A 21834-nucleotide genomic window follows, 5' to 3' on the forward strand; every position below is an offset into this window, starting at 1 on the left:
GACGGAATGCGGCAAACGGAAGCGGGGCCGGGCGGACCGGTGCGGGGGCCCCGCCAGGGCCGGCCGACCCTGGAAGAGGTCGCCGAGCGGGCGGGCGTGTCGCGCGCGACGGTCTCCCGGGTCGTCAACGGGCAGACCACGGTCGCCGAGGACCTGCGGGAGGCGGTCGAGGCGGCCGCGGCCGAACTCGGCTACGTGCCGCACGCCGCGGCGCGGTCGCTGGTGACCCACCGGACCGACTCGGTCGCGCTCATCCTCCCCGAGTCGCCCAACCGGGTCTTCTCCGACGACCAGTTCTTCCCCAGCGTCATCCGCGGCGTCGCCGGCGAGCTCGACGCGGCCGGGAAGCTCCTGGTGCTGCTGACGACCGGATCGGCCGAGGCGCGCTCGCGCGCCGAGCGGTACGCGGTCGGCGGGCACGTCGACGGGGTCATGTTCGCCTCGCTCCACGACGCGGACCTGCTGCCGGAGCTGATGCTGCGGCGCGGGGTCCCGGTGGTGTGCAACGGGCTCCCGCAGGTGGAGGCCCCGTGCATCGACGTCGACCACGAGGGCGGGGTGCGCGCCGCGGTCGAGCACCTGCTGGCCAAGGGCCGCAGGCGCATCGCCACGGTCGCCGGACCGCAGGACATGGTCGCGGGGCGGGCGAGACTGGGCGGCTACAGGGACGCGCTCGCGGCGGCCGACCGGCGCGCGATCGTGGCGGTCGGCGACTTCACGGCCGAGTCGGGCCACGCGGGGATGCGGCAGCTGCTCGCCGACGAGCCCGACCTCGACGCGGTGTTCGTCGCCTCCGACCTCATGGCGCACGGCGCGCTCCAGGCGCTGCGCGAGGCCGGGCGGCGCGTGCCCGAGGACGTGGCGGTGGTCGGCTTCGACGACATCGCCCTCGCCTCGTTCTGCGACCCGCCGTTGACGACGGTGCGCCAGCCGATCGTGGAGATCGGCCGGCATCTGGCCCGGATCATGCTGCGGCTGCTGGAGGGCGAGGCGGTCGAGCCGCTCACGATCCTGCCCACGGAGCTGGTGATCCGCGAGTCCGCCTGACCTTCTGCGGACTCGCGGGAGCGGGCCCGGTCGCCCGAGCCCGCTCGTTAATGGCCCTGAGGCCTGAGAATTCGGATGAGACCGCTGTCCGGGTGCGCCTCTGCGCGCGTCCGGCAGCGGTCTTGCTAGGTGAAGATGCTCACCCCACCGGGGCCGACCAGGAGGCCGACGATGATGACGACGATACCGAGCAGGAGCTGTCCTCGGAAGATCATCCAGATGCCGTAGACGACCAGGATGACCGCGAGGATCCAAAGAATCAATGCCATGCAACGGGTGTACCCGAGTGCCGCATAAATATGTCCACATTCCAAAAACTCCTCGGCCGCCACGCGTGAGAAACCGATTCGGGCCGCTCCCCGGCCCGGCCGCGGCGCAGGAGCGGCCGAATTGTCACAGGCGCGTGATCCACTTGTCGTGTGGAGGTAGCGCTGGTGCTCGGCAGGGGCCGCGAGGGGTGGACGATGCCCCTGCCCGGCGGCGCCGTCGCGCACCACGAGGACCTCGCCGCGGCGGTCAAGGCGATCGAAACGGGCGCTCACGGCAGCGCCGATGCGGCCTCCGAAGCCGTTCCCACTGATCTGTCCGGTTCCTCCCGTTCCGAGTGCGGCGGCCCGAACGACCGGCCGCGGTGGGTCCTGGCCGACGCCGCGCGGGACTATCCGCCGCTCATGGACGCCGGGGTGCGCCTCGACCGCTGCCGCGACCTGCGCCTGGCCGAGCGGATCCTCTCGCGCGTCGAAGGACACGAGGCGCCCGCACACGTCGTCGAGACCGACCCCGACGCCGGGACGCTCTTCGAACGCGAGCCCGAACCGGTCGACGGGCCCGGCCTCCTCACCTGGCTCCAGGCCACATGGCTCGACCAGCGCCGACGCACGGGCGCCGCCGACCTGCCGGGCCTGGGGACGCTGCTCGCCGCCGAGTCGGCCGGCGGTCTCGTGGCCGCCGAGATGAGCCGCGCCGGCGTCCCGTTCGACCTCGGCGTGCACGACCGGCTCCTGCGCGACCTGCTCGGACCGCGCCCGGCGAAGGGGATGCGCCCCAGGAAGCTCCAGGCGCTCGCCGACAAGGTCGTCGCGGCGTTCGGCCACCACCTCAACCCCGACTCGACCAAGCAGATCCTGGCGGCCTTCCACGCCGCCGGCATGGACGTGAAGACCACCCACGCCTGGGAGCTCGCCTCGATCGACCACCCGGCCGTCGAAGCGCTCAAGACCTACCGCGAGCACGCCCGCGTCTGGTCGGCGTTCGGCTGGAACTGGGCCGACGCCTGGGTCGTCCCCACCGCGAACGGCACCGGCCGAAGCGCTGAGGCGTTCTCCGCGGTCGGCTCCGGCACCGGGCGGTTCCGGCCCGTCTACACCGTCGGCGGGGCCGACACCGGCCGCTGGGGCACCGACGGCGGCGGGGCCCTGCAAATGCCACACGCCGTCCGCGAGGCGATCCGGGCCGAGCCGGGCTGGAAGCTCGTCGCCGCCGACGCCGCCCAACTCGAACCGCGGCTCCTGGCCGCCATCAGCGGCGACCAGGCCATGATCGCGGCCACCGCCGCCGACGACCTGTACACCGAGCTGGCCCCGCGCCTGGGCGGCGAGCGCTCGAAGGCCAAGATCGCGCTCATCTCCGCGATGTACGGCGGCACCTCCGGCGACGCGGCCCAACTCGTGCAGCTCATGCGCGACCGCTTCCCCGCGGCCTTCGAGCGGGTCGAGTCGGCCGCGCGCACCGGCGAGCGCGGCGGCCTCGTCCGCACCTGGCTCGGCCGGACCGCCCCGGCGCCCGGCGAAGGCTGGTGGCGCTCGCTCAACTCCGAGGACGGCACCAAGGTGTCCACCGCGCGCGGCCGCTTCACCAGGAACTTCATCGTCCAGGGCACCGCCGCCGAATGGGCGCTGGTGGTCCTGGCGCTGCTGCGGCGCGAGCTCCACGAAGGCGGGCTCGGCGAGCTGGTGTTCTTCCTGCACGACGAGGTGATGGTCCACTGCCCGGCCGACCGGGCCGAGGAGGTCGGCGCGGCGATCGTCCGCGCGGCGGACGGCGCGACGAGGACGCTCTTCGGGGACGTGCCCGTGCGCATCCCGCTGCGCCCCAAGACCGTCGACAGCTACGCCGAGGCGAAGTAGCACCGCGGCGTCCCCGGCGGCGCCGATGCCGATCGCAGGTAGTAGTACTCAGGTACCACAGGCGCCCCCGAAGTTCGCCCTGGAAACCGATGAACGGCCTTCGGACGCGCCGTAGCTTGGTGGACATGATCGAGATCGAACACCTGACGAAGCGCTACGGCAAGAAGACCGCCGTGGACGACCTGACGTTCACCGTCAAGCCCGGTGTCGTCACCGGCTTCCTCGGCCCCAACGGCGCCGGGAAGTCCACCACCATGCGCGCCATCGTCGGCCTCGACGCGCCGACCCAGGGCCTCGCCCGCGTCAACGGCAAGCACTACTCCGAGTTCCGCTCCCCGCTGACCGAGGTGGGGGCGCTCCTGGAGGCCAAGTCGGTGCACGCCGGGCGCAGCGCCTACAAGCACCTGCTCGCCCTGGCCCGCACCCACGGCATCCCCAAGACCCGCGTCCAGGAGGTCATCGACCTCGTGGGCCTGCACGAGGTCGCGGGCAAGCGCGTCGGCGGCTTCAGCCTCGGCATGGGCCAGCGCCTGGGCATCGCGGTGGCGCTGCTGGGCGACCCGGCGGTGCTCATTCTGGACGAGCCGGTCAACGGCCTCGACCCCGACGGCGTCAAGTGGATCCGCCTGCTGCTCAAGGGCTTGGCGGCGGAGGGCCGGACGGTCTTCCTGTCCTCGCACCTGATGAGCGAGCTGGCGCAGACCGCCGAGCACCTCGTGGTGATCGGGCAGGGGCGGCTGCTGGCCGACACGACGGTGGAGGACTTCATCGCCGGCGACGGCAAGTCGCGCGTGCGGGTGGTCTCGCCCGACGCGGCGCGGCTGGCCGAGCACCTGGCCGGTCCGGGGATCTCCATCGCGAGCCCGGAGAAGGGCGTCCTGGAGGTCTCGGGGACCGAGGCCGCCGTGGTGGGCCAGGCGGCCGCCGCGCACGGGCTGGTCCTGCACGAGCTGCGGACCGAGAACGGGTCCCTTGAGGACGCCTTCATGCAGTTGACCGCCGACGCGGTCGAGTACCGCCAGACCACGGAAGGGGCGAACCGATGACCGCCGCTGTGATGACCGACCGCCCGGCGGCCTACGCGCCCGCGGGGAACTACAAGTTGAGCGCGGCCGGTCTGCTGCGCTCTGAGTGGACCAAGCTCTGGTCGCTGCGCTCGACGTGGATCGTGCTGCTGTGCGCGGTGGTGTTCGCCGCCGGGCTCGGGGCGCTGATCTCGGGGACCGTGCCCTCCGACATGGAGGAGCTGAGCGGCGCCGGCATGGCGATCGACTTCTCGATGAGCGGGGTGGCGCTCAGTTCGATCTTCATCGCGGTGCTGGGCATCCTGGTGATCACCGGCGAGTACTCGACCGGTTCGATCCGGTCGACGATCTCGGCGGCCCCGAAGCGCCTTGGGGTGCTGTGGGCGAAGGCCGCGGTGTTCGGCGCGGTGGTGGCGGCCCTGTTCGCCGTCATGGTGTTCGCGACGTTCTTCCTGTCGCAGGCGCTGCTCGAGGGCACCGGGATGGGCGGGGTGTCGCTGAGCGACGACGGGGTCCTGCGGGCCCTGCTCGGGTACGTCGCGATGATCGTGTACCTGGCGCTGCTGGCGATCGCCCTGGGGGCGATCCTGCGCAACTCGGCCGGTTCGATCGGGTTCTACATCGGCGTGATCATGATCCTGCCGCAGCTGGCGACCCTGCTGCCGTGGGAGTGGGTGAGCGATGTGACGCCGTACGCGCCGGGCGACGTGCCGATGACGACGACGCTGGTGGACACCGCGAACGGGACGCTGGGCCTGGGCGAGTCGTGGCTGTGGATGGGCATCTGGCTGGTGGTCTTCTACGGGCTGGCGGCGGTGCTGCTCAAGCGCCGGGACGTGTAGCGTGCCTGCATGGCCGAGGCCGTGACCTTCTCCCGCAAACGCGGGCTGTGGCAGCGGATGTGGGAGTTCGACTCCCGGCATCCGCTGCTTTGGGATCTGTTCCCGATCGTCCTGTACGCGGTGCCCGCGGCGACGGCGACGGTCGCGAGCGCCGCGGGCGCCTTCCAGCAGCGGTATCCGGCGATGCAGGCGCTCGTGGTGGTGCTGCTGCTGGTGCCGACGGTCTGGCGGCGCCGGTACCCGTTCGCGGTGACGTTGAGCCAGTTGGTGCCGGTGGCGATCACGACGCCGCTGGGGCTGACGGGCGCGGGTGCGGAGTTCGCCGATTCGGCGGGGGCGATCGCGTTCACGGTGGTGCTGTACAACCTGGTGCTGCGCCGTCCGCTGCGGTTCATCTGGTGGGCGGCGCTGATCTCGGCGGCGACGGCCGGCTTCGACTGGTGGCTGCGCTACGAGCACTCGGTGATGGGCTTCGTGGCGCTGTTCGCGCCGACGGCGTTCTACTTCGGGTTCGTGGTGGCGGTGGCGCTGCTGGTGCGCACGCGGCGGGACTTCCAGCGTTCGGAGCGGGAGCAGGCGGCGCGGGAGGCGGTCGCGGAGGAGCGGACGCGGATCGCGCGGGAGATGCACGACATCATCGGGCACAACCTGGCGGTGATCAACGCGCTGGCGGACGGGGGCGCGTATGCGGCCGCGGCGGCGCCGGAGCGCGCCAAGGAGGCGCTTGAGGTGATCGGGAAGACGAGCCGGGAGGCGCTGGGCGAGTTGCGGCGGGTGCTGTCGGTGCTCAAGGCCGAGGACGGCGACGAGGTGGCGATGGCGCCGCAGCCGGGTCTGGCCGATCTGGAGGCTCTGGTGGAGCGGGTGCGGGAAGCGGGGCTGCCGGTGACGGTGCGGACCTCGGGCGAGCGCGGGGAGCTGTCGGAGAACCTGCAACTGGCGGTGTACCGGACGGTGCAGGAGTCGTTGACGAACGTGCTCAAGCACGCGACGGGTCCGCGGTGGGCCGAGGTGCGGTTGGACTACGGGGACGAGGGTCTGGACGTGGTGGTGTCGAACACCGGGGACCGGGTGGAGGCGGCGGGGACGCAGCGGGGTCTGGCGGGGCTGGGCGAGCGGGCGGCGGCGTTCGGCGGCACAATGGTGGCCGGGCCAGAGGCGGGCGGCGGTTGGCGGGTCGTGCTCCGGCTTCCTCGGGAAGGGAAGGGGCGCCGGTGACCACTCTGCTCATCGTCGATGATCATCCGTTGCAGCGCATGGGGTTTCGGATGCTGGTGGAGAGCCAGCCGGATCTGGTGGTGCTCGGTGAGGCCGACAACGGGGCGGACGCGGTGCGCCGTGCCACCGAGTTGGGTCCCGACGTGGTGCTCATGGACGTGCGGATGCCGGGGGTGGACGGGATCGAGGCGACGCGCCGGATCATCGCGGCGGGCGGGCGCAGCCGGGTGCTGGTGCTGACCACGTTCGATCTGGACGAGTACGCGTACGCGGCGCTGCGTGCGGGGGCGAGCGGGTTCCTGGTGAAGGACGCCCAGCCCGAGGAGCTGCTGGCGGGGATCAGGGTGGTGGCGAACGGGGACGCGGTGGTGGCGCCGAAGCTGACGCGCCGGCTGCTGGACCGGTTCGCCGACCAGTTCCCGGTCGAGGGGGAGCCGGACGGGGCCGCGGCGGCCGAGCAGTTGGAGGTGCTGACCGAGCGCGAGCGGGAGGTGCTGACGGCGATCGGGCGGGGTTGGAACAATGCCGAGATCGCCGAGCGATTCCATCTGGCCGAGTCGACGGTGAAGACGCACGTGGGGCGCATCCTCGCGAAGATCGGCGCCCGGGACCGGGTGCAGGCGGTGATCTTCGCCTACAACACCGGCCTCGTCTCCCCCGACGCGTCGTTACGCGGTGGGGACCCAGTACCGGAGTTTGTCCCCGCGCTGGTCTTCGAAGCGCCCGCCGTTGCGTTCGATGGCCTTGCGGGAGCCGGTGTTGTCGGTGTCGCAGGTGATGAGGGCCTGGTCGATGCCGAGGGCGGCGGCGCGGGGCAGGGCGGCGGCGAGCATGGCGGTGGCGTGGCCCCGCCTGCGGGCGCTGGGGCGGACGTCGTAGCCGATGTGGCCGCCGAACTCGCGCAGGTGCTCGTTCAGTTCGTGGCGGATGCTGATGCGCCCCAGGTAGGTGTCGCCTTCGACCCACCAGAGCATCGTCATGGTCACGAAGTCCTCGGGGGCCTCGGTCCGCCAGCGCCGTTCGCGCGCGAGGTGGGCGGGGATCCAGTCGCGGGGGTCGCCGGGGTTGTCGCGGATCATCGCGCCGAGCAGGGAGCGGTCTTCGGGTCCGCCGCGGCCTTCGGCGATGAACTCCTCGATGGCGGCGGCGAAGGACTCGGTGAGGCGTTCGGTGGGGTCGATGAGTTCGGGCACGGCTCCGACGGTAGGCGAGGGCCCGGGGCGGTGCAACTGGAATCGGGCCGCGTTCTCTCCGAAGCCTGGGAATCGTAGCGCGGTGGACATCTCCCGTTGCTACCGTTGCGGATCGGTTCGAGGAGGTTACGCATGGACGGTTCGGTGCTGAAGGCCGGGGTGCTGTTGTTCGACATGGACGGGACGCTGGTGGATTCGACGGCGTCGGTGGAGCGCGCGTGGGGGCGGTTCGCCGACCGGCACGGGCTGGAGGCGGCGGCGATCCTGGCGGTGGCGCACGGTCGCCCGACGATCGAGGTGGTGGCCGAGTTCGCGCCGAAGGGGGTGGACGTGGTGGCGGAGACCGATCGGATCGAGGCCGAGGAGATCGACCGGACGGACGGGATCAGCGAGGTCCCGGGGTCGGCGGCGCTCTTGGGCGGGCTGGACCCGAGCCGGTGGGCGGTGGTGACCTCGGCGACGCGGGCGCTGACGCTGCGCCGGCTGGAGGCGGTGGGGATTCCGCTGCCGAAGCTCCTGGTGGCGGCCGATGACGTGACGAAGGGCAAGCCGCATCCGCAGCCGTATCTGAAGGCGGCGCGGGCGCTGGGGTTCGACGCGTCGGAGGCGGTGGTGTTCGAGGACGCTCCGGCGGGTCTGGAGTCGGCGAAGGCGGCGGGGGCGACGCCGGTGGTGGTGGGCGCGTACAAGGGCGCGGTGACCGAGGGGCTGCCGCGGATTCCGGACATGCAGTCAGTCCAGGTGGGGGCCGACGGCTCCGGTCTGACGGTGACGCTCGCCTGAGCCGGCGGATTGTCGGCTTTCGGACTGTGCCGTGTCCGGTCGATCGGATCCTCGTTCTCAGGGTGAAAGCCCCGATTTCCGAGGAGGAGCCCATGCCGCCGGCCTTCTATGACGTTCTCGCGCCGCTCATCGCGGACGAGCCGCACGCCGCAGCGTGGATGCTGGGGCTGACCCGCGAGAGGCGCTGTACTACGGCGAGGACGCTGCTGCGTCCGGGTTGGCCGCGGTGGCCCGATCCGCATGACGCGGACGCGCAGGTCCGCCTGGAGTTCGCGGACGGTTCGGCGCGGATCGTCGTGTGCAAGGTCCTGGCGGACTGGGACGAGCAGATCCGCTACAGCCTGCCGGCGATCACGGGCTTCGCGTTCGAGGAGCACCGGCTCCCGGTCTCCGCGCTGCTGGTGTGCGCCACGGACGCGCTCGCGAGGCGCTACCGACAGGGCGTGGACGTGGGCCCGGACAGTTTCACGGCGGTCACGGCGGTCGGGCCCGCCGAGGTGCCCGGCCTGGTAGCCGAGGCGAGTCCGTGGTGCGACTGGATGGCGGTGGTGTCGGCGGCGCTCGGCGAGGAGTCGACGGCAGCACAGGCAGAAGACCTGGCGGCCGCACTCGACCGCTGGCTGGACGGCCTCGACCCTGCGCAGGCCGTGTCGTACGCGGAGGGCCTGCTGCAACTGCTCGCCGAGGAACAGGCGCAGTTGCTGCGAGCGGCGATAGGTTCAGGAACCCGCACCTACCACGCCGCCATGCGAACAACCCTGAACCGATAACCGCCCCGCCCGACGCCCGCGACGGCAGAGCGCCACTCAGACCGGTTGGGCCGCTTCCACAGTCCCGAAGTCGCTACCGTCACATTTCTCGCACGGCCGTTTCCGTTCGTAGGACTCCTCGTTCTATCGGGTGAATCCCCCAATTGGAAAGAGGAATCAATGCCAGGAGAGTTCCACGAGATTCTCGTGAAGCTGATCCAGGACGAGCCGGAGTCTGTGGCGTGGATGCTCGGCCTCGCGGGCGGGCGCAGCGACGCGCGGTGCGTCACCGCCGAATCGCGGAGCGGCGCAGTCGGCTCGCCCGGCCTGACCGAGCGCCGCGCCGACGGCGTGGTCCGTCTTCGCTTCGATGACGACACCGAGCAGATCGTCATCTGCGAAGTGCAGAACGCCTGGAGCGAGGACAAGTACTTTCGGCTGCCCGGCTACATGGCGCGGGCCTTCGAGGACTACCGCGTTCCGGTCGTGCTGCTGATGCTGTGCCCGTCCGATTCGCTTGCGAAGCGGTTCGGTCGCGGCGTCGAGGTCGGGCCCGGCAGCACCATGGCCGTGGCCGTGGTCGGCCCCGCCGACATGCCCGACCTGACGCCCGGTGCCAACGTGCCGACCGCGGCCGCGGCGGTCGCCGCCGCGGTCATGAGCCGAGAGCCGAAGGGCGTCCCCAACGACCTGTTCGTCTCGACTCTCGATGCGTGGCTCGGTACCCTGGAACCAGGTCGAGCCGCCGATTACGCGATGTACCTGCTCACCACCTTGGCGAAGGAGCCTGCGATCTTGCTGGAGGCACTCATGAAGACCGACGCCCGTCTCTACCACTCGGAGTACACCGAACAACTGCTCGCGAAGGGCCGCGAGCTGGGGATCGACGAGGGCGCACTCCGCCATTCGCGGGCAATACTCCTTCGGGTGCTCGAAGCCGAGGGTCCGGTGAGCGACGAGCGGCGTGAACAGATCGAGTCCTGCTCTGACTTGACGCGACTCGATGCCTGGATCACCGAGCACATCCGGACAGCCAAGGGCTGAGTCGACTTGGACATCGCCGGGCCGCTTCGCGGCCTGGCTCGTGCGTTTCGGTCAGACCGGTTGGGCTGCTTCCATGCTCGCCAGGCGGGCGGCTCTCAGGCGGCCTGCCAGGTCTCTGGTGGGGCCGCCTCGCAGGAGCAGGACCAGCCACGGGTCGTCGTCCATCTTCGCGGCGCTCACCAGCGCGAGGGCCATGATGTGGGCGCACACCTCCCGGTTGTCCGCGCACGGGCAGTCGGTGGTGATCCGGTTGTGCTCCTCGGCCACGAACTTCTTCGGCAGCAGCCGCATCCCGGTGTCCGCCAGCACGTCGTCGATGCGCTTGGGCAGCCGCCCGGCCAGGAGCCCGGCCACGCACGAGGGCGAGAGCGACAGCGCCGTCATCCCCGCGGCCCACGCCGAGGCGTTGTAGACCGGGATGCGGATCTCGGCGGGGAAGACGCCGTTGGCGTCGGTGACGCGCCCGGTCACCGAGCCCGGCGCGATCTCCAGCCCGGCGACCGCGGCGTGCCCGGCGAGCGTGCGTCCCTTGACGATCCGCTGGTCGGGGTAGTTCAGGCCGATGGTCTCCAGGGCCCGCCACCACTTGCGGCCCCACCAGGTCCGGCCGTACGGGTCGCTCACAGGGGGCCTCCGTCGTCGAGTTCGATGAGCTTGCGCAGTTGGGAGTCGTCCAGTTCGCCCAACCAGTCCTCGCCGGAGCCGACCACCGCGTCGGCGATGGCCCGCTTGCGGGCGAGCAGCTCGTCCACCCGCTCCTCGAGGCTGCCGGCCGTGACCAGCTTGTGGACGTGCACCGTCCGGGTCTGGCCGATGCGGTGCGCCCGGTCGGTGGCCTGGTCTTCGACGGCCGGGTTCCACCAGCGGTCGTAGTGCACGACGTGCGAGGCGCCGGTCAGGTTCAGGCCCGTGCCTCCCGCGCGCAGCGACACCAGGAGGATCGCCGGGCCCTCGACGGTCTGGAACTCGTCCACGAGCCGGTCGCGGGCCGGCTGGTCGAGCCCGCCGTGGAGGAACGGCGCGGCGACGCCGAGCTCGGCTTCCAGGTGGCGCGACAGCAGCTCCCCCATCTGCCGGTACTGGGTGAAGATGAGGGTCTTGTCGCCCTCGTCGACGACCTCGGCGAGCATCTCGGTGACCCGGTCGAGCTTCCCCGACCGCTCGGCGAGGCCCCGGTCCGCCGAGGCGCTGTCGCCGGCGCCGACGTACTGCGCGGGGTGGTTGCAGATCTGCTTGAGGCGCGTCAAGAGCTTCAGCACGCGGCCGCGGCGGGTGATGCCGTCGCCCAGGCCCTCGTCGAAGGCCTCGCGGATCGCCTCCTTGTACAGCCCGGACTGCTCGTCGGTCATGGTGCAGGCCACGACCGCCTCGATCTTCGGCGGCAGGTCGGCGGCGACGTCCTCTTTCATGCGGCGCAGCACGACCGGGTCGATCCGCGCCCGCAGGGTCGCCGCCGAGACCGGGTCGCGGCCGATCTCGATCGGGTCGGCGAAGCGGCGCTTGAAGTCGGCCTGGCCGCCCAGCAGCCCCGGGTTGACGAACTCGGAGATCGACCACAGCTCGGCCAGGTGGTTCTCCACCGGCGTGCCGGTCAGGGCCACGCGGACGCGGCCGGTGAGGTCGCGGACGGCACCGGCGGTGCGCGACCGGTGGTTCTTGATCGCCTGCGCCTCGTCGATCACGATCGTGTCGAAGGTGATCGACCGCAGCAGCCGCAGGTCCCGCAGCGCGATGGAGTACGAGGTCACGACCACGTCGGCCTCGGTCAGCGGTCCCGGGGTGCGGCTGCGGGAGGGCCCGTGGTGCAGGTGCACCGACAACTGCGGGGCGAACCGGGCGATCTCGCGCTGCCAGTTGCCGACCAGCGAGGTCGGGCAGACCACCAGGTGCGGCGCGTTCCCGGCGCGGCGCACCAGCAGCCCGATCGACTGGAGGGTCTTGCCCAGGCCCATGTCGTCGGCGAGGATCACGCCCGCGCCGCTCTCGGCGGCCGCTTCGAGCCAGGCGATGCCGTGCGCCTGGTAGCGGCGCAGCTCGGCGTTGACGCGGATCTCGCCGGGGTCGGAGTGCTGGGCGGTGATGAGCCGCAGGTTGAGCCCCGAGTCGGACCGCAGCAGTTCGGTATAGGACTCCACAAAAGCGCTGACCAGCGCTTTCGAGGTCCACACGTGGCCTTCGGAGTGCGGCACCGAGTGGCCCTCGGCGGGCAGTTCGGCCGCGATGCGGTCGAGGTCGTCGAATTTGTCGTCGTCCACCGCGTTCGCGATCCGCGCCCAGATCGCCACCGACTCGGTGATGTCCGGGCGCGAGGCGATGCGCGTCAGCGCCGGCAGGACCGGGCGCACCGGCATGGTCACGCCGTCGACGTAGCGGAGCTCACCGTCGAGGTAGAGCTCGGCGTCCACCGGGTCCCCGGGCGGCAGGCCGAGTTCGGCCACCGCGGCCCCGGGGTGCGCGCCGCCGTAGAACAGCAGCCGACCGTCCGCCGGTGAGGCGTGGTCGGGCAGGAAGGTGGCGTGCAGTTCGCTGGGTGGCAACGAGGCTCCTACTGATCTGAGGCAGACGTGCCATTTTGCCACAAGCGCGGCCCCGAACCCAAACGCGAGGATCGCCGCGAACGCTTGCGGGACCGCGAATCGGACCGAGGATCTGTGCGGTTTCGCGTCGTTCGTCATAGAAACGGGGCGGGCTCGACAGGTGCCGCCTCCGCACCGCGCAGGCGCGGCCGAAGCGGCCTCGGGCGGGCCCGCCCCGTCAACCCCAGAGCAAGGTCTAGGCGGAGGAGCGCCGCCGCGGCCCGGTATCGGGGCCGGTCGGCGGCTCGCGGGCGCTGCCAAGGCGGGCCGGAAACCGGCCCGCGGCGCGGCGCGCCACTCCACATCGAGGTCGACTCGACATCCTTCAAAGGCAAGGATGTTCGAACGTGTCGAATTTACCGGTAATGTGGACCACTGTCAATCCTCGATCGGGAGGGTCGGCCACGTCGGGGCATCTTCGGGGCAAAACGCCGGTCAGGTGACGGGGCACTGCAACGAAAGGTCGAAGCCCTCCGACTGGCGGAACTCCATGAGCGCTTCGCGGCGTTCGCCCTCGTCCTGGATCGAGGTCAGGATCGACTCGGCCTCGCGCCCGTACCCGGCCGCGCGCGCCTTGAGGTCCCCGTCGGCGATCTGCGCGTCGAGCGCGTCCAGCCGGTCGAGCACCGAGTCGAGGGTGTCCACATCGGCCCCCGAGGCCAGTTCGAGCGCTTCCCAGGCGTGGTCGCAGTCGGCCCGGTACTGGTCGTTGGTGCGGCCGGTCTCCAGGTCCCCGGGGTCGGCCGGATCGACCCCGCCGAGGCACTCGGCGAGCATCCACAGAAGCACGAGGACGCCGATGGTCCAGGCGAAGATCTTGAACAGGAGCGTATTGGTCATGGTCGCCCCCTTCGGTTCGAGCCCGGTCTGCCAATGCTACGCGCAACGCCGGACACATGAATCTTGTGAATGCGCTTTCCAACCGGTAGGCTGGGGCGTCCCCACCCCCGACCGCGGTCCGCGCCGCCTACATTAGTCCAGCGCGAATCGCGGCAGAGCAATGGATCAGGAGCCACATGGACGTCCTGTGCCTGGGCGAGTCGATGATCGTCCTCGCCCCCGCGGCAGCCGGCCCCCTCCGCACCGCCGTCGACCTGCACGCCGGGGTCGCCGGAGCCGAATCCAATGTGGCCGTGGCCCTCGCGCGCCTCGGCGCCGACGCCGCCTGGTGCGGCAAGGTCGGCGACGATCCGTTCGGGCACCGCATCCGCGACGTCCTCGCCGACGCCGGCGTGGACACCTCCGGCATCGCGACCGACCCCGGCCGCCCCACCGGCGTCTACTTCAAGGACCCCGGTCCCGAAGGAACCACCGTCCACTACTACCGGCGCGGATCGGCGGCCTCCACGATGGCGCCCGGCCACCTCGCGCGCACCGAGCCGCCGCAGATCCTGCACCTGTCGGGCATCACCGCGGCCCTGTCGGACTCGTGCGCCGCGCTCATCGACGAACTCGTCGAGGGCAGGGCGCTCGCCCCGGCCCAGGTGAGCTTCGACGTGAACTACCGGCCCGCGCTGTGGCCGGTCGCCGAGGCCGGACCGGTCCTCGCGCGCCTCGCCGGCGCGGCCGACATCGCGTTCGTCGGACTCGACGAAGCGCAGACCCTGTGGGGCTCGCAGACCGCCGAGGACGTGCGGGCGCTGCTGCCGGGCGCGGGCGTGCTCGTCGTCAAGGACGGCGGCAATGGCGTCACCGCCTTCGAAGGCGACGCGGTCCACTACTCCCCCGCCGAACCCGTCGAGGTCGTCGAACCCGTCGGCGCCGGCGACGCCTTCGCGGCCGGCTTCCTCTACGGCCGCCTGCGCCGCGCCTCCGTCGAGGCGTCGATGCGCCTGGGCCACCGGCTCGCCGCCGGGGCCCTCCAGACCGTCGGGGACCTCGCGCCCCCGCCGCCGCCCGAGACCGTCCGAACCCTCCTGGAGGACCAGTGACCCTAGACCAAGGCGACTACTTCGACCGCCTCTTCGAAGGCCAGCGCGTCATGGCGATCTGGCGGGGCCTGCCCGCCGACGAGACCGTGGCCCTGTCCGAGCGCGTCTGGGACGCCGAGATCGACCTCGTGGAGGTCCCGATCGGGCAGCCGGGCCAAGAGGTGTCGCTGGCCGCGGCGGTCAAGGCCGCCGAGCCGCGCGGGCACGCCGTCGGCGCGGGCACCGTCGTCTCGGTCGCCCACGTCGAGCGGGCCGCCGCGGCGGGAGCGGCCTACACGATCGCGCCGGGCCTGAACCCGGCGGTCGTGGAGGCCTCGCACGAGGCCGGCCTGCCGCACCTGCCGGGCGTGGCGACCGCCAGCGAGGTCGCGCTCGCGCGGGACCTCGGCTGCCGGTGGGTGAAGGTCTTCCCGGCCTCCTCGCTGGGCCAGGACTGGTTCAAGGCGATGGCCGGGCCGTTCCCGGACGTGCGCTTCGTGGCGACCGGCGGGGTCGGCCCCGACGAGGTCGACGCGTACCTGCGGGCGGGCGCCTCGGTGATCGGCATGGGCTCGGCGCTGGCCGACCCTGCGAACCTGGCGAAGCTCGTCGGCTGAATTCGATATGACGCGCGGAACGGCGGTGTTCCGCGCGTCTTTCGTTGCGTTGCTGGGAAATCCCGGGGGTCAGAGTTTGCCGAGGAGCGAGACGACCGGGTAGCCGTCGAGGCGGTCGCGGCCGGAGAGGGCGGCGATCTCCAGCAGGGCGGCGCACGCGGCCACGGTGCCGCCGAGGCCCTCGACGAGGCGCACGCCGGCGGCCATGGACTCGCCGGTGGCGATGACGTCGTCCACGAGCAGGACCCGGTCGCCGGGGCGGATCGCGTCGGCGTGCAGTTCCACGCGCACGTCGGCGTACTCGCCGCGGTAGGTCTCGACGGCGGCGGCGCGCGGGAGCTTCCCGGCCTTGCGGATCGGGACCAGCGGCGTGCGGGTGCGGTCGGCCAGCGGCGCGGCCCACAGGAAGCCGCGGGCGTCGAAGGCGGCGATGGTGTCGTACGGGTGGGCCGAGCAGGCCTCTTGGAGCCGGTCGACGGACTCGCCGAACGCCTCGGGGGCGGCCAGCAGGGGCGTGATGTCCCGGAAGCCGACGCCCGGTTCGGGGAAGTCGGGCACGACGGGCACGTATTCGGTCAGATCCACAGCGGCAAGACTAGCGGGCGGGCGCGGCGAGGGGTCCGGAGTTCGCGTCGGTGCCTCGGCCGAGCCGAGGCACCGACGCTCGCGGTCAGCCCTTCAGGCCGGTCTGCGCCACCCCCTGGACGAGGAACCGCTGTAGGAACAGGAAGACGAATATGAGCGGCAGGATCGCCACGGCGGCGGCCATGAACAGCTGCGAGATGCTGATCGTCTGCGCGGTGAGGAACGTCGACAGGGCCACCTGCACCGTCCACGAGTCCTGGGACCTGCCGATCACGAGGGGCCACAGGAACGCGTTCCAGGCGCCGACGAAGGTGATCACCGCGATCGCGGCCAGGAAGCTCCCGGAGTTGGGGACCACGATGCGCCAGAACGCGCCCCAGTAGCCCAGGCCGTCCACCCGCGCGGCCTCCTCCAGCTCCCGGGGGAAGCCCAGGAAGTACTGGCGGCACAGGAAGGTCGCGAAGCCGCTGAACAGGGTCGGGATGATCAGCCCCCGGTAGTCCGAGAGCCAGCCGAGGCTGGAGACCATCACGAAGTTCGGCACGAACACGATCGCCCCGGGGATCATGAGCGTCGCCAGCGTCATGTAGAAGACCTTGTCCGCGTGCCGGTACGGGATGCGCGCGAGGCCGTATCCGGCTGTGGCGCACAGGAACAGCGTCCCGACCGTGGTCATGACGGCGACGACCGCGGAGTTGAGGAGCGATCGGGCCATCGGCACGTTCTCGTCGTTGAACAGCCGCGAGACGTTCTCCCACGCCGGATCGGGCGAGAACCACAGCCAGCCGGGCGCGGTGATCTCCGCGTCGGTGGCGAGCGCGTTGCGCACGATCAGGTAGAAGGGGATCAGGAAGATCACGGCGAGGACGCACAGGACGGCGAACACCGCCGCCCGCGAGGCCTTCCCGCCGCGGCCCGGTCGGTATCCGACCGGGGTCTTGCGTTGCGAGCCGAGTGCCATGCTACTTCCCCTCCGCGTTGCCGAAACCGAGGATCTTGCCTTGCAGCAGGGTCACGATCGCGATGAGGAGCGCGAGGATGAGCGCCCCCGCCGAGCCGCGCCCGAGGTCCTGGGTGATGCCGAGTGCCGTGGTGTACAGGTACATCAGCGGCGGTCTGGCGTAGGCCTGGTTGCCGATGAGGTTGTAGAACTCGTCGAACGCCTGGTAGGCGGCGATGAGGCAGAGCATGAGCACGGCCACGGAGGTGGCGCGCAGTTGCGGCAGCGTGATGTGCCAGAAGGTCTTCCAGCCCGGTTTCGCGCCGTCCACATAGGCGGCCTCGTAGAGCTGCTCGGGGATCTGCTGGAGCGCGGCGATGAACAGGATCATGTAGAAGCCGCTCTGGATCCACAGCCGCAGCGACACGATGACGAGCCAGTACCAGGGCGGGGTGGGGTCGAAGAGCCAGGCCACGTCGTCGATGCCGAACAGGTCGAGGATCGAGTTCATCAGGCCGTAGCGCACGCCGTTGAAGATCGACATCTTCCACACCAGGGAGGCGACCACGTAGGAGCAGGCGAACGGCAGGAAGAACACCGAGCGGAAGAACGCGCGCGCCGTCCGCACCTTGTTGAGCAGCAGCGCCAGCGCGAGCGAGAACCCGAAGGTCAAGGGGACCATGAGCAGCGCGAAGACGGTGAAGGTGACCAGGCTGTCCTGGAAGGCCCGGTCCTTGATCATGGTCACGTAGTTGCCGAAGCCCACGAAGTTCTCGGGCTCGGGGGTGACGGTGTTGCGCGCGTCGAAGAACGAGAGGTAGGCGCTCCAGATCACCGGGACGTAGGAGAAGACGAACAGGCCGACCGCGAACGGCCCGACGAAGTACCAGAAGGTGAGTGCGGTCCGCCAGCTGCCCTTGCGGCGGGCCCGGGGGGTGCGCTCCCCGGGCCTCGCCTTCGCTTCGGGCGCGGCGGTCTCTTCGGAGACGGCCACGGGTGCTCCGATCAGCCGAAGATCGAGTCGAGTTCGGCCTGGATGGTCCCGACGGCCGTGTCGAACTCGGCCTCGGGGTCGGCGCCTTCGAGGACGATGTGGGTCATCATGTCGTCCACGGCGGTCTCCATGACCGGGGTCCAGTTGGGGTCCTCGCCCCAGCCGTGGTCCTGGGAGATCTGGACGGCGGTGGCGGCGGGACCGGTGGTGAGGGCGTCGGCGTCGGCGGCCATGGACTTGCGCGGCGGGATGTGGAAGCCGTAGGACAGGCACCAGTCCTGGATGAACTCCTCGTGGTCGATCCACAGCCACTTGGCGAAGGCCTTGGCCTCCTCGACGTGCGGGGACCGGGCGTTGACGAAGGTGGCCCAGCCGCCGTTGAAGACCGTGGGCGTGCCGCCGCCGAAGCCGGGGAAGGGCATGACGGCGAGGTCGTCGCCGTGGGCCTCGACGATCTGGGGCAGGGCCCACAGGCCGCACCACTGGATCGAGCACAGCTCCTGGATGATCGAGGAGGGGTCCCAGGCCTCGGTCGGGGCTCCGATGAGGAGCGAGCTCGAGTCGTGGAGGGCCTTGACCTGGAGGGCGCCGGCGACGACGGTGTCCTTGTCGAAGCCGATCTGGAAGTCGTCGGTGAGCAGGCTCTGCCCGGCGGAGAAGACGATGGGCTGGAAGAGCTTGGTGGCCGAGTCGTCGTTGCCGAGGAAGAGGCCCTTGACGTCGCTGGTGGTGAGTTCGGCCGCGGCGGCCATGAGGTCGTCGAAGGTCTCGGGCTCGGAGATGCCCTTGGCGGCGAGGTGTGAGGGCCGGTAGTAGAGGAACTGCGGGTCGTCGATCATCTGAATGCCGTAGATCTTGCCGTCGATCGAGTTGCGCTTGATGTCGATGTCGGTGAAGTCGTCGAGGACGCCTTCGAAGAGCTCGTCGAGGGGGACGACCTGGCCGGAGTCGACCATGGAGCGGTTGAGGTGGCTCTCGAAGACGTCGGGGCTCTCCCCGGCGCGGTCGGCGAGCAGGCCGGTGGAGAGGGCGGTGTCGTAGTCGCCGGGGACCCAGTTGATGGTCACCTCGGCCTCTTCGTATGCGGCGGCGTATCTTTCGGCGGCCTGCTGGGTGCCGGCCTCGCCGTACTGGTGGTACCACTGGGAGAGGTTGACGCCGTCGCCCGAGCCGCGGCCGGTGTCGGAGCCGCAGGCGCCGAGGGCGCCGGCGCCGGCGGCGAGGCCGCCGAGCGCGAGCATCCGGCGGCGGTTGAGGGCCAGGCCTGCGAGCGCTTGCTTGGAAGGACGGTCGTTGCGGAAGGCAACCATTCGTAGCTCCTCGCTGAGTGAGAGGTGGGAAGGGTTCCCGCGCGGTTCCGGGTGAGGGCCGGAGGTCGCGCAGAGAATCAACAAGTGTCGATTCGTCTCTCAGTCTTGCCATTCCCGCGCACTTTGTCAATGGGTTGAAGTAAGTGGCCTCGAAACTTTTCCGGGGACGACGGGTGGGAGCGCTCACCTCGATCGGCGCAGCGCGCCGGCGGGCGCGTTCAGCGGCGGGTGCGGGAGCCGACCGTGTTCAGGCGGCTGAGGTGGCCCTCCAGCGCGAGCGCGGCCGCCCCGAGGGAGACCATGTTCCGCTCCTGCTGGTTGCGCTTGAGCCGCACGGCCTTGAGCGGGGCCTCCATGGCGTGCGCGGGCAGGCGGCGCTCGACCTCGGGGATGAGGGCGTCGCCGAGGACGCCGGTGACCCAGCCGTCGAAGACCACCAGATCGGGGTTGACGAGGTTGACGAGGTTCGACACCCCCGCCGCCAGGTACTCGGCCACGGTCTCGACCGTGCGCACCGCCGCGGGCTCCCCGGCCCTCCAGGCCGCCGCCAGCGCGGCCATCGCCTCGGTCTGGGACACGGCTCCGGCCCGCCCGTCGAACTGGGCCCACTGCCACAGGATCGCGGGCGCGCCCACGTACGCCTCGATGCAGCCCTTGGCGCCGCAGCGGCACTGGGGCCCCGCGGGGTTGATGGTGGTGTGGCCCCACTCCCCCGCCGAGTTGGTCGCGCCGCGGTACAGCTCGCCGGAGAAGGCGAGCCCGGCGCCGACGCCGGTGCCGAGGATGAGGACGGCGAAGCGCTCCACGCCGCGGCCGTCGCCGAACCACAGCTCGCCCACGGTGATGGTCTTGAGGGGGTTGTCGAGGTAGATCGGCACGTCGAGGTCGAGCCGGTCGGCGAGCATCTGGCGGAAGGGCACGTCGTGCCAGTTCCAGTTGGGGGCGAACCCCGACACGCCCCAGGTGACGTCGACCTGGCCGGGGAGGCTCACGCCGAGGCCGAGGACCGCGCGGTCGCCGAGGCGCTCGCGGACCCGGTCGAGCGCGGAGGCGATGTGGCCGATGACCTGCTCGGGGCTGTTCTCGCTGATCTCCATGCGCTCTTCGACCCGGTCGACCACCGTCAGGGCGAGGTCGTAGGCCTCCAGGTGCACGTAGGTCTCGGCGACGTCGACGCCGATCATGACGCCGCCGCCGACGTTGGGCGCCAGGAGCGCCCGGGGCCGCCCGCCGCCGGAGTCCTCGCGCCCCACCTCCATCACCACGCCCAGCTCGATCAGGTCGGTCACCAGGTTCGAGACGGTGGCGACGCTGAGGTCGGTCGCCCGGGCGAGGATCTGCCGGGAGGTGGGCGCGTCCGCGATGAGGTGCCGCAGCACCGCGAAGCAGTTGCGGAGCCGGATGTCGCGCGAGGTGGACTTCATGGCTGAATGCTACGACGCCCGCCCGCCTTTGTAAATGGGTTAGTCGAAGTCGTGGGTCACCCGACGGGGCGAGGCCCCCGCGGCGGGGAGGCGGGCTCGATATGCTCGCCGCGACCGCGACGACGCTGGCAAGGAGTGGACCTCATGGAGCAACGCATTCTCGGCAGGACCGGTATCGAGGTGGGCGTGGTCGGTTTCGGCGCCTGGCAGATCGGCTCGGCGTGGGGCGAGGTGAGCGAAGCCGACGCCGAGGCGGCCCTTGAGGCTGCTCACCGCTCGGGCGTGACCTTCTACGACACCGCCGACGTGTACGGCGACGGCCGCTCCGAGCGCTTCGTCGGCGCCTTCCGCGCCCGCCACCCCGAGGTCTTCGTCGCCACCAAGATGGGCCGCAGGGTCGAGCAACTTCCCGAGCACTACAGCGCCGCGAACTTCCAGGCGTGGAACGACGACTCGAGGGCGAACCTGGACGTGCCCGCGCTCGACCTGGTGCAGCTGCACTGCCCGCCGCCCGCGGTGTACGCCGACGACGCGGTCTTCGACGCGCTCGACGCCATGGTCGCCGAAGGCCGCCTCCGCAGCTACGGGGTGAGCGTCGAGACCTGCGAGGAGGCGCTCGCGGCGATCGCCCGCCCGAACGTGGCGACCGTGCAGATCATCCTGAACCCGTTCCGGCAGAAGCCGCTCGAAGCGGTGCTCCCGGCGGCCGAGAAGGCCGGCGTGGGCATCATCGCGCGGGTGCCGCTCGCTTCGGGGCTGCTGTCGGGCAGGTACACCGCCGACACGAAGTTCGGCGAGGACGACCACCGCAACTTCAACCGCCGAGGCGAGGCGTTCGACGTGGGCGAGACCTTCGCGGGCGTGGACTTCGAGACGGGCCTGGCGGCGGTGGAGCGGCTGCGGCCGCTCGTGCCCGAGGGCGCCACGATGGCGCAGTTCGCGCTCCGGTGGATTCTCGACCAGCCGGCGGTCTCGGTCGTCATCCCGGGGGCGCGCAACGCCGAGCAGGCCGAGGCGAACGCCGCGGCGGCCGATCTGGCGCCGCTCGGCGAGGACGTGCACGCCGAGGTCGCCCGGGTCTACGACGAACTGATCCGCCCGCAGGTCCACGACCGCTGGTAAGACCGGACGAGAACGCGGCCCGCGATACGCGGGCCGCGTTCGTCGTTCACGGGCCCGGCAGCGAGCGGTACCTACTGCGGCAGCGCGAACACGTCGGTCAAGCGGCAGTGCTGCGAACCAGAAGGCGTCCGGGCCGCGGCTTCGCGCGTTTGGCGTGGACGGCGCACTCACGTAGATCAAACGGTTCCGGTTCACCGTGGCTGCGCGCGTACGGCGGACCCTCGAATTCGGGTGCGGGAATCGGGTTCGGGTTGCGGGGCTTCGCGCATGTGGTGCGGACCCGGTGCCGCCGGCGCGAACTGACCCGATCCGATTCCCTCGGAGCGTCG

General features: G+C 71.2%; 21 protein-coding genes and 1 pseudogene. 12 read left to right on the top strand and 10 right to left on the bottom strand.

What is annotated here, in order from left to right; genetic code table 11:
* The first annotated feature begins 6 nt into the window (after positions 1-6).
* On the top strand, positions 7-1047 hold the full coding sequence (locus IF12_RS0107225; protein ID WP_051704080.1) for a LacI family DNA-binding transcriptional regulator: 1041 nt from the start codon (positions 7-9) through the stop codon (positions 1045-1047).
* A gap of 125 nt (positions 1048-1172) precedes the next feature.
* On the opposite strand, the gene IF12_RS26070 is transcribed toward IF12_RS0107225, so the two are convergent.
* Positions 1173-1316, bottom strand: a complete 144-nt coding sequence (locus IF12_RS26070; RefSeq protein ID WP_166659595.1) for a GPGG-motif small membrane protein — start codon at positions 1314-1316, stop codon at positions 1173-1175.
* 150 nt (positions 1317-1466) lie between these two features.
* On the opposite strand from IF12_RS26070, the gene IF12_RS0107235 reads away from it, so the two are divergent.
* The 5 genes and pseudogenes from IF12_RS0107235 to IF12_RS24790 all read left to right on the top strand — a co-directional run.
* Positions 1467-3173, top strand: coding sequence for a bifunctional 3'-5' exonuclease/DNA polymerase (locus tag IF12_RS0107235; RefSeq protein ID WP_030156276.1), 1707 nt, complete (start codon positions 1467-1469; stop codon positions 3171-3173).
* Positions 3174-3298: 125 nt separating this feature from the next.
* Positions 3299-4219: an ABC transporter ATP-binding protein gene (locus tag IF12_RS0107240; protein WP_030156279.1), complete on the top strand. Its 921-nt coding sequence runs from the start codon at positions 3299-3301 to the stop codon at positions 4217-4219.
* A complete protein-coding gene (locus tag IF12_RS0107245; RefSeq protein ID WP_051704082.1) occupies positions 4216-5040 on the top strand; it encodes an ABC transporter permease subunit in 825 nt (274 codons plus the stop codon). The genes IF12_RS0107240 and IF12_RS0107245 overlap by 4 nt, the downstream gene beginning before the upstream one ends.
* A 9-nt stretch (positions 5041-5049) precedes the next feature.
* Entirely contained in the window at positions 5050-6258 is a 1209-nt protein-coding gene (locus tag IF12_RS26995) for a sensor histidine kinase (RefSeq protein WP_030156283.1), read from the top strand.
* Positions 6255-6917: pseudogene (locus tag IF12_RS24790) on the top strand (response regulator); the annotation flags it as partial. The gene IF12_RS26995 and the pseudogene IF12_RS24790, both read left to right, overlap by 4 nt.
* Before the next feature lie 9 nt (positions 6918-6926).
* On the opposite strand, the gene IF12_RS27150 reads toward IF12_RS24790, so the two are convergent.
* Positions 6927-7451 carry a GNAT family N-acetyltransferase gene (locus IF12_RS27150; protein ID WP_030156288.1) on the bottom strand — a complete coding sequence of 175 codons (525 nt, stop codon included), beginning with the start codon at positions 7449-7451 and terminating at the stop codon, positions 6927-6929.
* A 132-nt stretch (positions 7452-7583) separates the two neighbouring features.
* Between IF12_RS27150 and IF12_RS0107265 the strand changes: the two genes are divergently transcribed.
* From IF12_RS0107265 to IF12_RS0107275, 3 genes are all read left to right on the top strand, one after another.
* Complete coding sequence (locus IF12_RS0107265; protein WP_030156295.1) at positions 7584-8234, top strand: HAD-IA family hydrolase; 651 nt, start codon at positions 7584-7586, stop codon at positions 8232-8234.
* Positions 8235-8326: 92 nt separating this feature from the next.
* Positions 8327-9004 (top strand): hypothetical protein, encoded by a 678-nt coding sequence (locus tag IF12_RS0107270; RefSeq protein ID WP_030156297.1) that lies wholly within the window; start codon positions 8327-8329, stop codon positions 9002-9004.
* Positions 9005-9049: 45 nt separating this feature from the next.
* Entirely contained in the window at positions 9050-10027 is a 978-nt protein-coding gene (locus IF12_RS0107275) for a hypothetical protein (protein ID WP_133884296.1), read from the top strand.
* Between the two features lie 51 nt (positions 10028-10078).
* Here IF12_RS0107275 and IF12_RS0107280 read toward each other — a convergent pair whose 3' ends face one another.
* From IF12_RS0107280 to IF12_RS0107290, 3 genes are all read right to left on the bottom strand, one after another.
* On the bottom strand, positions 10079-10651 hold the full coding sequence (locus tag IF12_RS0107280) for a hypothetical protein (RefSeq protein ID WP_030156302.1): 573 nt from the start codon (positions 10649-10651) through the stop codon (positions 10079-10081).
* Positions 10648-12564 (bottom strand): DEAD/DEAH box helicase, encoded by a 1917-nt coding sequence (locus tag IF12_RS0107285; RefSeq protein WP_030156304.1) that lies wholly within the window; start codon positions 12562-12564, stop codon positions 10648-10650. Before IF12_RS0107285 ends, IF12_RS0107280 begins: the two co-directional genes overlap by 4 nt.
* A gap of 474 nt (positions 12565-13038) precedes the next feature.
* Complete coding sequence (locus IF12_RS0107290; protein WP_030156307.1) at positions 13039-13443, bottom strand: hypothetical protein; 405 nt, start codon at positions 13441-13443, stop codon at positions 13039-13041.
* A 176-nt stretch (positions 13444-13619) separates the two neighbouring features.
* Between IF12_RS0107290 and IF12_RS0107295 the strand changes: the two genes are divergently transcribed.
* A complete protein-coding gene (locus tag IF12_RS0107295; RefSeq protein WP_030156309.1) occupies positions 13620-14534 on the top strand; it encodes a sugar kinase in 915 nt (304 codons plus the stop codon).
* Positions 14531-15130 carry a bifunctional 4-hydroxy-2-oxoglutarate aldolase/2-dehydro-3-deoxy-phosphogluconate aldolase gene (locus IF12_RS0107300; protein WP_030156311.1) on the top strand — a complete coding sequence of 200 codons (600 nt, stop codon included), beginning with the start codon at positions 14531-14533 and terminating at the stop codon, positions 15128-15130. Before IF12_RS0107295 ends, IF12_RS0107300 begins: the two co-directional genes overlap by 4 nt.
* Before the next feature lie 69 nt (positions 15131-15199).
* Here IF12_RS0107300 and IF12_RS0107305 read toward each other — a convergent pair whose 3' ends face one another.
* The 5 genes from IF12_RS0107305 to IF12_RS0107325 form a co-directional block, all read right to left on the bottom strand.
* A complete protein-coding gene (locus tag IF12_RS0107305) occupies positions 15200-15715 on the bottom strand; it encodes an adenine phosphoribosyltransferase (protein WP_030156313.1) in 516 nt (171 codons plus the stop codon).
* Positions 15716-15800: 85 nt separating this feature from the next.
* Positions 15801-16676, bottom strand: coding sequence for a carbohydrate ABC transporter permease (locus IF12_RS0107310; RefSeq protein ID WP_030156315.1), 876 nt, complete (start codon positions 16674-16676; stop codon positions 15801-15803).
* A 1-nt stretch (position 16677) separates the two neighbouring features.
* On the bottom strand, positions 16678-17649 hold the full coding sequence (locus IF12_RS0107315) for a carbohydrate ABC transporter permease (protein WP_030156317.1): 972 nt from the start codon (positions 17647-17649) through the stop codon (positions 16678-16680).
* 11 nt (positions 17650-17660) lie between these two features.
* Positions 17661-18959, bottom strand: a complete 1299-nt coding sequence (locus IF12_RS0107320; protein WP_051704083.1) for an ABC transporter substrate-binding protein — start codon at positions 18957-18959, stop codon at positions 17661-17663.
* Between the two features lie 218 nt (positions 18960-19177).
* Positions 19178-20383 (bottom strand): ROK family transcriptional regulator, encoded by a 1206-nt coding sequence (locus IF12_RS0107325; RefSeq protein WP_030156322.1) that lies wholly within the window; start codon positions 20381-20383, stop codon positions 19178-19180.
* A gap of 144 nt (positions 20384-20527) precedes the next feature.
* On the opposite strand from IF12_RS0107325, the gene IF12_RS0107330 reads away from it, so the two are divergent.
* Positions 20528-21505: an aldo/keto reductase gene (locus IF12_RS0107330; protein WP_030156324.1), complete on the top strand. Its 978-nt coding sequence runs from the start codon at positions 20528-20530 to the stop codon at positions 21503-21505.
* The last annotated feature ends 329 nt before the right edge of the window (positions 21506-21834 follow it).

The organism is Glycomyces sp. NRRL B-16210 (assembly GCF_000719515.1).
GTDB lineage: Bacteria > Actinomycetota > Actinomycetes > Mycobacteriales > Micromonosporaceae > Glycomyces.